This is a genomic window from Pseudomonas sp. B21-051 (assembly GCF_024748795.1).
Lineage (GTDB): Bacteria > Pseudomonadota > Gammaproteobacteria > Pseudomonadales > Pseudomonadaceae > Aquipseudomonas > Aquipseudomonas putida_A.
The window spans coordinates 5,432,147-5,444,297 of sequence record NZ_CP087166.1; the positions used below are offsets into that span (position 1 = coordinate 5,432,147).

Here is a 12,151-nt window from a genome sequence, read left to right on the forward strand (position 1 = left end):
GGCCTACTGAGGGCCTATAGCTCAGTTGGTTAGAGCAGAGGACTCATAATCCTTTGGTCCACGGTTCAAGTCCGTGTGGGCCCACCAAACAAACAAAGGCTTATGCTTGACGGCATAGGTCTTTTTTTGTGTCTCGTCAGCCAATCAGCCTAACCCGTCCACCAGGATGTGAATGGTGCATGCGGGAAATACGCAAGATCAAATCGCAAGGGAGCACGCAATGAGCGTAATGGAAAAGGAACTTCCAGAAATACACATCGACGACACCATCAAAATTCTTGAACATTTGAGTACATGCAGACCCCTGAAGGCATCTGCAAGGCGTAGCAGACTCGAATTGAATGCGGAGAAATTTGCCAATTGGTGTCTCTTTCTCGGCGGTGCCGGGATGGCCGTCGCTGCCTGCATGGCCTACTGGCATACGTCGCAGACTCCGCTGCCGGAAGGAGCCAAGTATCTGGCTCTCTATCTTGTGCTCTTCTCGACAATATCCACTTTGCTGTCGCTGCTTACACCCATGTTGGCACTGATCTATGCGCTCTTCCGATGGGACACCATCACCTTGAAAAGCATGATTGCCGATTTCAGACACGAAAATGCGTTAGTGGATTCGCTTCAACCTCATCCGGAAGTGGCACTTCTGGATGCCAAGCATTGGCTCGAACTCAGAATCAATCGAGCAGAAGCGCGTGTCGCCCTGTTTTTTGGAGAGAAAGCTGCAGCCCTAGCTCTGCTGGGAACGGCCTACGTCTGCGCTGAAAAATTCGGCGGTTTTCCCTGGATCAGTAAGACCTTGTTGGCCGGGCCTGTAAGCGGGAACTGGGGTAATAGCGCCTTGTTGATGATCATTGCCTTGGTACTCGGTCTTTCCATAGGAGCGGTACTGCTCAAACGTGTAAATCTCCGATATCGCTTCCAGATCGAGCTTATCGATCAAGCCTTACGCAGAATGGTCAGATAACGGTCAATCCAACAGATAAAAATCCGCGCAGTTACGCGGATTTTTCGTTTCCACTCTTCGCGCCCATTGGCCAACAATTCAATTACCGGCCACAAGCGTCACGTCGGTCGAGCCTGTAACATGCTCGCTCCAAGATCCACGCCCTATGGAGCCCAACCCTTGCCCGACACCCGCCCCCCCGCCCTCGACGAAATCGACCGCCAACTGATCGCCGCCCTGCAGATCAACGCCCGCGAAAGCGTGGCCATGCTTGCCCGGCAGTTGGGCATTGCGCGGACCACCGTGACTTCGCGGTTGGCGCGGCTGGAAAAAGCCAAAGTGATCACCGGTTACGGCGTGCGTCTGGGGCAGCGCGTGGTCGATGGCGGGTTGCAGGCGTATGTCGGGATCAAGGTGCAGCCGCGTTCCGGCAAAGAGGTATTGCGCCGGTTGAGCGCGATGGCGCAGGTGCAGCAGTTGTGTGCGGTGAGTGGCGAATTTGATTATGTGGCGTGGTTGCGCACCGACTCGCCGGAGCAACTGGATCAGTTGCTGGACCAGATTGGCAGTGTGGATGGGGTGGAGAAGACCACGACCTCGATCATTTTGAGCAGCAAGATTGATCGGGGGCAGCCGGTTTGAGCGCTGGTGAGCTTGATGGCCTCATCGCGAGCAGGCTCACTCCTACATTTGGTCGGAGTGCAGTCATTAATCGTCATATTGAGCAATTAACTGGCAAAACGACGACACTTTGCGTCTTATTAACGTGATCTACGCTCCCTAGAATGGCTGGCATCTTTTCCTATACTCAGACGCGCATCCTGCGTCGGGTCGCCAGCAAGGTCAGCCATGAACAAGAACAATCGCCATCCTGCAGACGGTAAGAAACCAATCACCATTTTCGGCCCGGACTTTCCGTTCGCCTTCGACGACTGGATCGAACACCCGGCCGGTCTCGGCAGCATTCCTGAACAGCACCATGGCGCTGAAGTGGCGATTGTCGGCGCCGGTATCGCGGGTCTGGTGGCCGCCTACGAACTGATGAAGCTCGGCTTGAAGCCGGTGGTGTACGAGGCCTCGAAACTGGGTGGCCGCCTGCGTTCACAAGCGTTCAACGGCACCGATGGCATCGTCGCGGAACTGGGCGGCATGCGTTTCCCCGTGTCCTCCACCGCGTTCTACCACTACGTCGACAAGCTCGGGCTTGAGACCAAACCGTTCCCGAACCCGCTGACACCGGCCTCCGGCAGCACCGTGATCGATCTCGAAGGCAAAACCCATTACGCACAAAGCCTCAAGGATCTTCCTGCACTGTTCCAGGAAGTGGCTGACGCCTGGGCGGATGCGCTGGAGGCAGGTTCGCAGTTCGCTGATATCCAGCAAGCGATTCGCGAGCGCGACGTGCCACGCCTCAAAGAACTGTGGAACAAATTAGTGCCGCTGTGGGACGACCGCACGTTCTACGACTTCGTGGCTACCTCCAAGGCCTTCGCCAAACTGTCATTCCATCATCGCGAAGTGTTCGGTCAGGTTGGTTTCGGTACCGGCGGCTGGGACTCGGACTTCCCCAACTCGATGCTGGAAATCTTCCGCGTGGTGATGACCAACTGCGACGATCACCAACACCTGGTGGTTGGCGGTGTAGAACAAGTGCCACAAGGCATCTGGCGCCATGTGCCGGAGCGCTGCGTGCACTGGCCAGAAGGCACCAGCCTGAAATCCCTGCACCGTGGTGCGCCGCGTTCCGGCGTGAAGAAAATCGCTCACGCCCCGGATGGTCGCTTTGCCGTCACCGATAACAACGGCGACACCCGCGAATACGCCGCCGTGCTGACCACCTGCCAGAGCTGGCTGCTGACCACCCAGATCGAATGCGACGAAACCCTGTTCTCGCAGAAGATGTGGATGGCGCTGGATCGCACGCGCTACATGCAGTCGTCGAAGACCTTCGTGATGGTCGACCGGCCATTCTGGAAGGACAAGGATCCGGAAACCGGCCGCGACCTGATGAGCATGACCCTCACCGATCGCCTGACCCGCGGCACCTATCTGTTCGACAACGGTGACGATAAGCCGGGGGTGATCTGCCTGTCCTACTCGTGGATGAGCGACGCGCTGAAGATGCTGCCGCATCCGGTGGAAAAACGCGTAGAGCTGGCGTTGAACGCGTTGAAAAAGATCTACCCGAAAGTCGATATCGCCGCGCGGATCATCGGCGATCCGATCACCGTGTCATGGGAAGCCGACCCGTATTTCCTCGGCGCATTCAAAGGCGCCCTGCCCGGCCACTATCGCTACAACCAGCGCATGTACGCGCACTTCATGCAGGACGACATGCCCGCCGAGCAACGCGGGATTTTCATCGCCGGTGACGACGTGTCGTGGACCCCGGCGTGGGTCGAAGGCGCGGTGCAGACTTCGCTCAACGCAGTGTGGGGCATCATGAAACACTTCGGCGGTTCGACACATAAAGAGAACCCGGGCCCGGGTGATGTGTTCAAAGACATCGGCCCTATCGCCCTGCCCGAGTAAGAGGAATCCCCGATGCGTGTAGCCCTTTACCAATGTCCACCGCTGCCCCTGGAACCCGCCGCCAACCTGCATCGCCTGCAGCAACTGGCGATGGAGGCCAAGGGTGCCGACCTGCTGGTGCTGCCGGAGATGTTCCTGACCGGCTACAACATCGGCGCCGAGGCAGTCAGTACGCTGGCCGAGGTCTACAACGGTGAATGGGCGCAACAGATCGGTCGAATCGCCAAAGCCGCCGGGCTGGCGATTGCTTATGGATACCCCGAGCGCACAGCCGACGGGCAGATCTACAACGCCGTGCAGTTGATCGACGCGCACGGCGAGCGCTTGTGCAATTACCGCAAGACCCATCTGTTCGGCGATCTGGATCGGTCAATGTTCAGCCCCGGCGAAGATGATTTTCCCATTGTCGAACTCAACGGCTGGAAGCTCGGTTTCCTGATCTGCTACGACCTGGAGTTTCCGGAAAACACGCGGCGTCTGGCCCTGGCCGGCGCCGAGCTGATTCTGGTGCCCACGGCAAACATGATTCCGTTCGATTTCGTCGCTGACGTCACCGTGCGTTCCCGTGCCTTCGAAAACCAGTGCTACGTGGCGTACGCCAACTATTGCGGGCATGAAGGCGAGATCCACTATTGCGGGCAAAGCAGCATCGCCGCGCCGGACGGCAGCCGTATCGCCCAGGCCGGACTCGATGAAGCGTTGATAGTCGGTGAGCTGGATCGCCAGTTGATGACCGACTCGCGCGCTGCCAATCGCTACCTCAAAGACCGTCGCCCCGAGCTTTACCACGCGTTGAACAAGCGCTGACCCCACGCAATCCGCTAGCATTGGCACTTCACTGTTCTGGAAGTGCCCATGCCTGCGCCGACTCCCCCCCGCCCCCACACTGAAACCCTGGCCAACGGCTTGCGCGTGACCCTGCGTCAGGCGCCCGGCTTGAAGCGCAGCGCCGCTGCGTTACGAGTGGCGGCCGGTAGTCATGATGTGCCGCTTGCGTGGCCGGGGCTGGCGCATTTTCTTGAGCATTTACTGTTTCTCGGCACTGAGCGTTTTCCTGCGAGTCAGGCGCTGATGGCCTACGTGCAAAGTCACGGTGGGCAAGTGAATGCCAGCACCCGTGAACGCACCACCGACTTTTTCCTCGAACTGCCGACCTCGGCCTTCAGTTCCGGGCTTGAGCGTCTGTCAGACATGCTCGCCCAGCCGCGTATGAATCCGGACGATCAGTTGCGCGAACGCGAAGTGCTGGACGCGGAATTTGTCGCGTGGTCGCAAGATCCCACGGCGCAGCAGGAACTGGCATTGTACGAGGGTTTGCCGGCCGCACATCCGCTGCGCGGGTTTCATGCGGGGAATCGCGACAGCCTGAAAGTTGAGTTACCAGCGTTTCAGCAGGCGCTGAAGGATTTCCATCAGCAGTTTTATCGCACCGGGCAAATGACGCTGAGCCTGGTCGGGCCGCAGAGCATCGAGGAATTGCGCGTACTGGCGCAGCAGTTCGCCACCGCGCTGCCGGTTGGGGATAAGGTCGAGCAAGCAGCGCCGCTGCCATTGGCGGTAAATAGCTATCAACAGGTCGGCGAGCGAAGCAGCCATCTGTTGTTCGCTTTTGAAGCACTGCCCGAATCGTCCGCCGAAGCGCTGGCGTTTCTCTGCCATTGGCTGAACAGCGCCAAGCCCGGTGGTTTGCTCTCCCATTTGCAGCAACAACGCCTCGCGGATGGTTTGAAAGCCGTGCCGCTGTATCAGTTCGCCGGGCAAGCGCTGCTGCATCTGCAATTCACCGCCCCCGCCGAATCCCTGAGCGTCATTGGTGAACAACTGCTGGATTGGTTGAGCTTCTTTGCCGCGCAACAGGACTGGGCCGCGTTGCGCGAAGAATACGCCAGGCTGCTTGAGCGTCAGCAGCAAATCAGCGGTGCCCTGCAACTGGCGCGGCTCGACAGTGAACAACGCGAAAACGGTCTGTCAGAAAACGGCGTCGTTGCGCTCAAACAGATCCTGCGCGACATCGGTGTTGTGGATAACTTCAGCGACCATTGGCATCTGCCTGCCGTCAACCCTTTCCTGCGCTCCAACGAACCGCTGGCCAACGCCGGCCTGATTCGCGGCCAGACCAGCGCCCATCGTGGATTGCGGACTTTCGCTCAGGATCGCTCGCGCGGGCGGCGTGAGCGTTCGCCGATGCAATTCAGCCAGGCGTTGCCGGACCAAAGTGATCACGGCGCGATTTACCTGCGCTGGCAAACGGAAGCGGCGGCCGGCACCGATCTGCAAGGCAAGCTGCAGCGCTGTCTGCGGGAAACTCAGGAAGACGCGCGACAGGCCGGCGTCGAGTTGGCGTTCAGTGCCACCGGTACGCAGTGGCTACTGAAACTGACCGGCCTCCAGGAGCCGATGCCCAGTGTCCTCGAACACGCGCTGAAATGCCTGACACGAATTGACGTCGATTCGACCAACGCAGAGCCAGAACCACCGCTGATACCGATCCGCCATTTGCTCAAGGCATTGCCTGAGCATTGCCTGCCATCGGCCCTCGAATCGGACGACGCCAGACAGCTGTGGACAACTTCGCGCTGGGACGGGCTGGCCCTTGGCCTCAACGCACAGACGCAATCGGCCATGGGCCTGGCCCTGAGCCGCATCCCCGGCACACCGGACAATCAATTGCCGACCGCGCCGACGATCAATACGCAACATCTGTGGAGCCACATCGATACCGCGTTCAGCGAGCATGCGTTGCTGCTGTTCTGCCCGAGCGTCAGCCGCGAGATCGTCGATGAAGCCGCCTGGCGCTTGCTCGCGCAGCTGTGCCAGACACCTTTCTATCAGCGCCTGCGGGTCGAATTGCAATTGGGCTACGCAGTGTTCAGCGCCTTGCGACAGATGTATGGCCAGAGTGGATTGCTGTTCGGTGTGCAGTCGCCAGATATTGCGCCAGTTAAGCTGCTCAGCCATATCCAGCAGTTCCTCGAGGGCATTCCTGCGCTGATCGAAAACCTCGATGAAGAGCGTTTCAACGAGCAGCGCAAGTCACTCGCGGATCAGTTCGGTGAGAGACATCTGTCCGACAAGGACGCCTCCGAGTTGCTGTGGCAGGCCAAGCTCGCTGGCCACTCGTCAGATTATCTGGCGCAACTGCACACAGCCATCAATCAACTTGAACGCTCGGCATTGCTCGCGGCAGCGCAGCGGTTGCTCAACGCCGAGGGCGGCTGGCGCTGCCTGGCCAACGAATCGTCACCCGGCGCGCCGTGGCAAGCGACAAAATGATCATTACCAAGGCTGCAAGGAGCTTTCTCAAAGATTCACGGGCAATACCGTTGAAATTTTGAGTAACATAGCAGCCTAACTATTTGGAACATCCCTGCGCTGCCGTGGACTATAACTATGGACAGCGCTATCCCACCCACCCAATGAGGAGTCACTCTATGTCCTGGACAAAACCGGCTTACACCGACCTGCGTATCGGCTTCGAAGTCACCATGTACTTCGCCAGCCGCTGAGTTCTGCCTACGCAGACTTGCAGTGCAACGCCTCGGCTCGCCGGGGCGTTTTATTTTCAGCGTTGAAAGATGGGAGCGTTCATGTTCGTCCAGATTCTGGGTTCGGCCGCCGGTGGCGGATTTCCGCAGTGGAACTGCAACTGCGTCAATTGCGCAGGCTTTCGCGACGGCAGCCTGAACGCCAAGGCCCGCACCCAATCGTCCATCGCAATCTCCGATGATGGCGTGAACTGGGTGCTGTGCAACGCTTCGCCGGACATCCGCGCGCAACTGCAGAGCTTCGCCCCGATGCAACCGGGCCGTGCACTGCGCGACACCGGCATCAGCGCGATCATCCTGATGGACAGCCAGATCGACCACACCACCGGCCTGCTCAGCCTGCGCGAAGGCTGCCCGCATCAGGTCTGGTGCACGGACATGGTTCATGAAGATTTGAGCACCGGTTTCCCGCTGTTCAAGATGCTGACCCACTGGAACGGCGGACTGAACTGGAACCGCATCGAGCTCGACCAGAGCTTCACTGTCGCTGCCTGCCCGAACCTGCGCTTCACCCCGCTGCCTTTGCGCAGCGCCGCGCCACCGTATTCGCCGCACCGTTTCGACCCGCACCCGGGCGACAACATCGGCCTGATCGTCGAAGACCTCAATACTGGCGGCAAACTGTTTTACGCCCCGGGTCTAGGCAAGGTCGACGCGCCGCTGCTGGAAATCATGGCTGGCAGCGACTGCCTGCTGGTGGACGGCACGCTTTGGGAGGACGATGAAATGCAGCGCCGTGGCGTCGGCACCCGCACCGGTCGCGAGATGGGCCATCTGGCGCAGAACGGCCCCGGCGGCATGCTCGAAGTGCTGGAGCAGTTGCCCGAGCAGCGCAAGGTGCTTATCCACATCAACAACACCAACCCGATTCTCGATGAGGATTCGCCGGAGCGCGCGGAGCTCGCGCGGCGTAATGTTGAAGTGGCTTATGACGGCATGAGTATTGTGCTGTAGCGACCGGCCTCTTCGCGAGCAAGCTCGCTCCCACATTGGATCTGTGGCGTTCACAAACCCTGTGGGAGCGAGCTTGCTCGCGAAGGCGTCCAAATAGACACCCAGGATTCCAACGGTTGTTCCCCGGAGAACCGCAATGACCGACACCCCGCTGTCCCCCACCGAATTCGAAGCCGCCCTGCGCGCCAAGGGCGCCTATTACCACATCTACCACCCGTATCACGTGGCGATGTACGAAGGCCGTGCCACCCGCGAGCAGATTCAGGGCTGGGTCGCCAACCGCTTCTACTATCAGGTGAACATTCCCCTGAAAGACGCGGCGATCCTCGCCAACTGCCCGGATCGCGAGATCCGTCGTGAGTGGATTCAACGCCTGCTCGACCACGACGGCGCACCCGGTGAAGACGGCGGCATTGAAGCCTGGCTGCGTCTCGGTCAGGCGGTCGGCCTCGACCCGGATCAGCTGCGCTCCCAGGAACTGGTGCTGCCCGGCGTGCGTTTCGCCGTCGACGCTTACGTCAACTTCGCTCGCCGCGCCAGTTGGCAGGAAGCCGCCAGCAGCTCGTTGACCGAACTGTTCGCGCCGCAGATCCACCAGTCGCGTCTCGACAGCTGGCCGCAGCATTACCCGTGGATCGACCCGGCCGGTTACGAGTATTTCCGCACTCGCCTGGGTCAAGCGCGGCGCGATGTCGAGCACGGTCTGGCGATCACGCTCGAGCACTACAAGACCCGCGAGGGTCAGGAGCGCATGCTGGAAATTCTCCAGTTCAAACTGGACATTCTTTGGAGCATGCTCGATGCCATGAGCATGGCTTATGAACTGAACCGCCCGCCGTATCACAGCGTCACCGAGCAACGGGTCTGGCACAAAGGAATCACCCTATGAGTTTTGATCGCAGCAAGATTCCGACCTGGCGTCCCGGCTACCGTTTCCAGTACGAACCGGCGCAAAAAGGTCACGTGCTGCTCTACCCCGAGGGCATGATCAAACTCAACGACAGTGCCGCGCTGATCGGCGGTTTGATCGACGGTGAACGCGATGTCGCGGCGATCATCGCCAAACTCGACGAGCAGTTCCCCGGCGTGCCCGAGCTCGGTGACGACATCGAGCAATTCATGGAGGTTGCCCGTGCGCAGCACTGGATCGAACTTGCCTGAAGCATCGGTGCAAGTACCGCCAAAACCTGAAGTCGGCCTGCCGCTGTGGCTGCTCGCCGAGCTGACTTACCGCTGCCCGCTGCAATGCCCGTACTGCTCCAATCCGCTGGATTTCGCCGAGCAGGGCAAAGAGCTGAGCACCGAGCAGTGGATCAAGGTCTTCCGCGAAGCGCGGGAGATGGGCGCGGCACAGCTGGGCTTTTCCGGTGGTGAGCCGCTGGTGCGTCAGGACCTCGCGGAGCTGATTCGTGAGGCGCGGCAGCTGGGTTTTTACACCAATCTGATCACTTCCGGCATCGGTCTGACCGAGCAGAAAATCAGCGACTTCAAGAAGGCTGGTCTCGATCACATCCAGATCAGTTTCCAGGCCAGTGACGAGCAAGTGAACAACCTGCTCGCCGGCTCGAAAAAGGCTTTCGCGCAGAAGCTGGAAATGGCTCGCGCGGTGAAGGCCCACGGCTATCCGATGGTGCTGAACTTCGTCACCCACCGGCACAACATCGACAAGATCGACCGCATCATCGAGTTGTGTATTGCGCTCGAAGCGGACTTCGTCGAGCTCGCCACCTGTCAGTTCTACGGCTGGGCGCAGCTCAATCGTGTCGGCCTGTTACCGACCAAGGAACAACTGGTGCGTGCCGAACGCATCACCAACGAATACCGCGCCAGACTGGAAGCCGAAGGGCATCCGTGCAAGCTGATATTCGTCACCCCGGACTACTACGAAGAACGCCCGAAAGCCTGCATGAACGGCTGGGGCAGCATCTTTCTGACGGTAACTCCGGACGGCACTGCCCTGCCCTGTCATGGCGCCCGACAGCTGCCGGTACAATTTCCCAACGTGCGCGACCACAGCATGCAGCACATCTGGTACGACTCATTCGGTTTCAATCGCTTTCGCGGTTACGACTGGATGCCCGAGCCATGCCGCTCCTGCGACGAGAAGGAACAGGATTTCGGCGGCTGCCGCTGTCAGGCGTTCATGCTCACGGGGGACGCGAGCAACGCCGACCCGGTGTGCAGCAAGTCCGACCATCACGGCGTGATTCTCAAGGCCCGCGAAGAAGCCGAGACCGCCACCCAGACCATCGAACAACTGGCCTTCCGTAATGAACGAAACTCACGCCTCATCGCCAAGGGCTGAGCCTTTCAGCGCCGCCCAGGCCGTCGCCGCCGGAATGGACTTCGCCGAACTGCAACTCGGCGCCCACGGTTTGTTCTGGAATGAATATCGCCCGGAAGATGCTGCGTGCCGGATCTGGCACTGGCGCGACGGCGTGGCGAAATGTCTTACGCCGAATGGCTTCAGCGTGCGCAGCCGGGTGTACGAATATGGCGGTGGCGCGTTTTGTCTGACGCCGGACGGGGTGGTTTTCGTCAATGAGGCGGATCAGCAGTTGTATCGGCAGGCGCTGGATGGCGCGCCCGATGTGCTGACTTCTGGCGAGTGTCGTTATGGCGATTTGCATTGTGCTTTCGGCCAGGTGCTGGCGGTTGAGGAACTGCGCGACCAGCATCGGCTGGTAGCGATTGATCTGGCTGATGGCACGCGGCATTTGCTGGCGGAAGGTGCTGACTTTTACGCTGCGCCGACCATCAGCCCGGACGGTTCGCGACTGGCCTGGATCGAGTGGAGTCGGCCGCATCAGCCTTGGACATCCACGCGATTGATGGTCGCCGAGCGTCTGGCTGTGGGTAGCTTTGGTGCACCGCGTTGCGTGGCGGGGGTTGACCTTGAAGAGTCGATCCAGCAACCGCGGTTCGACGCTAAAGGACGCTTGTTGTGCCTGACCGATCGCGGCGGCTTCTGGCAGCCATGGGGCGAAACGTCCGACGGCTTGCAGCGACTGCCCTGCGCCGAAGCCGATCATGCGCCCGCCCCGTGGCAAATGGGTGGCTGTACCTGGTTGCCGGTGGGCGATTCATTCCTGGCGAGCTGGACAGAGGGCGGTTTTGGTCGCCTGGCACTCGACGGCGAAGACTTCACCGGCGACTACAGCCGCTTCCGGCATCTGGCGCTGAATCAACAATTCATCTACTGCATTGCCGCCTCGCCGATCAGCCCTTCGGCGGTGATCGCCATCGATCGCACGACCCACTCGGTGCAAGTGCTGGCAGGTGGTGTTGCACCTCTGCCGGCGGAGCGCATCAGCCGTCCGCAGACCTTGCGCTACCCGAGCGGCAGCGGCGAGGCTCACGGATTCTTCTATCCGGCGATGAACGACGAAGCCCAGCCGCCGCTGGTGGTATTCATCCACGGCGGCCCGACCTCGGCCTGCTACCCGATGCTCGACCCGCGCATTCAGTACTGGACGCAACGCGGCTTCGCCGTCGCCGATCTCAACTATCGCGGCAGTAGCGGTTATGGCCGCGAATACCGTCAGGCGCTGCATCTGAGTTGGGGGGAGGTGGATGTCGAGGACGCCTGCGCGGTGGTGGCGTATCTGGCTGAACAAGGTCTGATCGACGGCGAACGGGCATTTATTCGCGGAGGCAGCGCTGGCGGTTACACCACCTTGTGCGCGTTGGCGTTTCAGCAGGTGTTCCGCGCGGGCGCCAGTTTGTACGGCGTCAGCGACCCGGTGGCGTTGGCCCGGGCGACGCACAAGTTTGAAGGTGATTATCTGGACTGGCTGATCGGTGATCCTGAGCAGGACACCGAGCGCTACGCCGCCCGCACGCCGCTACTGCATGCGAGCAACATCCGGGTGCCGGTGATTTTCTTCCAGGGTGAACTGGATGCGGTGGTGGTGCCGCAACAGACCCGCGACATGGTCGCGGCGCTGGAACGCAATGGCATCCCGGTCGAGGCGCATTACTACGCAGAGGAACGCCATGGCTTTCGCCGGGCGGTGAATCAGGCGCATGCGTTGGAGCAGGAGTGGCGGTTTTATCGGAGGGTGATGGGGTTGGCGGACTGAGCACCGCCCCCATTCAAAATAGCGTCGTCCCATTCGCGAGCAGGCTCGCTCCCACATTGGATCTGTGTTGTTCACAAAATCCCCTGTGGGAGCGAGCC

At 60.2% G+C, this 12,151-nt stretch carries 11 protein-coding genes and 1 tRNA gene; all 12 read left to right on the plus strand.

Features of this window, described 5'->3' with window-relative positions; translation table 11 throughout:
- Nucleotides 1–10 precede the first annotated feature (10 nt).
- The 12 genes from LOY52_RS24530 (at nucleotide 11) to LOY52_RS24585 (ending at nucleotide 12,053) form a co-directional block, all read left to right on the plus strand.
- Nucleotides 11–87: transfer RNA gene (locus LOY52_RS24530), tRNA-Ile, on the plus strand.
- A 133-nt stretch (nucleotides 88–220) separates the two neighbouring features.
- Nucleotides 221–961: a hypothetical protein gene (locus LOY52_RS24535; RefSeq protein WP_258676712.1), complete on the plus strand. Its 741-nt coding sequence runs from the start codon at nucleotides 221–223 to the stop codon at nucleotides 959–961.
- Between the two features lie 159 nt (nucleotides 962–1,120).
- The gene (locus LOY52_RS24540; RefSeq protein ID WP_007966501.1) at nucleotides 1,121–1,582 is read left to right on the plus strand and encodes an Lrp/AsnC family transcriptional regulator; all 462 of its coding nucleotides are present in this window, start codon (nucleotides 1,121–1,123) and stop codon (nucleotides 1,580–1,582) included.
- Between the two features lie 207 nt (nucleotides 1,583–1,789).
- Nucleotides 1,790–3,472 carry an NAD(P)/FAD-dependent oxidoreductase gene (locus LOY52_RS24545; protein WP_258676715.1) on the plus strand — a complete coding sequence of 561 codons (1,683 nt, stop codon included), beginning with the start codon at nucleotides 1,790–1,792 and terminating at the stop codon, nucleotides 3,470–3,472.
- A gap of 12 nt (nucleotides 3,473–3,484) precedes the next feature.
- Entirely contained in the window at nucleotides 3,485–4,279 is a 795-nt protein-coding gene (locus tag LOY52_RS24550) for a carbon-nitrogen hydrolase family protein (RefSeq protein ID WP_258676731.1), read from the plus strand.
- A 48-nt stretch (nucleotides 4,280–4,327) separates the two neighbouring features.
- Complete coding sequence (pqqF, locus tag LOY52_RS24555; protein WP_258676734.1) at nucleotides 4,328–6,745, plus strand: pyrroloquinoline quinone biosynthesis protein PqqF; 2,418 nt, start codon at nucleotides 4,328–4,330, stop codon at nucleotides 6,743–6,745.
- Between the two features lie 158 nt (nucleotides 6,746–6,903).
- Nucleotides 6,904–6,978: a pyrroloquinoline quinone precursor peptide PqqA gene (pqqA, locus tag LOY52_RS24560; protein ID WP_003422658.1), complete on the plus strand. Its 75-nt coding sequence runs from the start codon at nucleotides 6,904–6,906 to the stop codon at nucleotides 6,976–6,978.
- An 81-nt stretch (nucleotides 6,979–7,059) separates the two neighbouring features.
- Nucleotides 7,060–7,971 (plus strand): pyrroloquinoline quinone biosynthesis protein PqqB, encoded by a 912-nt coding sequence (gene pqqB, locus LOY52_RS24565; RefSeq protein ID WP_258676744.1) that lies wholly within the window; start codon nucleotides 7,060–7,062, stop codon nucleotides 7,969–7,971.
- A 136-nt stretch (nucleotides 7,972–8,107) separates the two neighbouring features.
- Entirely contained in the window at nucleotides 8,108–8,860 is a 753-nt protein-coding gene (gene pqqC / locus LOY52_RS24570) for a pyrroloquinoline-quinone synthase PqqC (RefSeq protein ID WP_003228879.1), read from the plus strand.
- Nucleotides 8,857–9,132 carry a pyrroloquinoline quinone biosynthesis peptide chaperone PqqD gene (gene pqqD / locus LOY52_RS24575; RefSeq protein ID WP_041070005.1) on the plus strand — a complete coding sequence of 92 codons (276 nt, stop codon included), beginning with the start codon at nucleotides 8,857–8,859 and terminating at the stop codon, nucleotides 9,130–9,132. Before pqqC ends, pqqD begins: the two co-directional genes overlap by 4 nt.
- Nucleotides 9,104–10,276, plus strand: a complete 1,173-nt coding sequence (gene pqqE / locus LOY52_RS24580; protein ID WP_258676748.1) for a pyrroloquinoline quinone biosynthesis protein PqqE — start codon at nucleotides 9,104–9,106, stop codon at nucleotides 10,274–10,276. The genes pqqD and pqqE overlap by 29 nt, the downstream gene beginning before the upstream one ends.
- A complete protein-coding gene (locus LOY52_RS24585) occupies nucleotides 10,242–12,053 on the plus strand; it encodes a S9 family peptidase (RefSeq protein ID WP_258676750.1) in 1,812 nt (603 codons plus the stop codon). Before pqqE ends, LOY52_RS24585 begins: the two co-directional genes overlap by 35 nt.
- Nucleotides 12,054–12,151 lie beyond the last annotated feature (98 nt).

Excerpts from the sequence above, each read along its gene's own strand:
- LOY52_RS24535 (WP_258676712.1), top strand. The coding sequence starts at position 221 with ATGAGCGTAATGGAAAAGGAACTTCCAGAAATACACATCGACGACACC.
- LOY52_RS24545 (WP_258676715.1), top strand. The coding sequence starts at position 1,790 with ATGAACAAGAACAATCGCCATCCTGCAGACGGTAAGAAACCAATCACC.
- LOY52_RS24550 (WP_258676731.1), top strand. The coding sequence starts at position 3,485 with ATGCGTGTAGCCCTTTACCAATGTCCACCGCTGCCCCTGGAACCCGCC.
- pqqF (WP_258676734.1), top strand. The coding sequence starts at position 4,328 with ATGCCTGCGCCGACTCCCCCCCGCCCCCACACTGAAACCCTGGCCAAC.
- pqqB (WP_258676744.1), top strand. The coding sequence starts at position 7,060 with ATGTTCGTCCAGATTCTGGGTTCGGCCGCCGGTGGCGGATTTCCGCAG.
- pqqC (WP_003228879.1), top strand. The coding sequence starts at position 8,108 with ATGACCGACACCCCGCTGTCCCCCACCGAATTCGAAGCCGCCCTGCGC.
- pqqD (WP_041070005.1), top strand. The coding sequence starts at position 8,857 with ATGAGTTTTGATCGCAGCAAGATTCCGACCTGGCGTCCCGGCTACCGT.
- LOY52_RS24585 (WP_258676750.1), top strand. The coding sequence starts at position 10,242 with ATGAACGAAACTCACGCCTCATCGCCAAGGGCTGAGCCTTTCAGCGCC.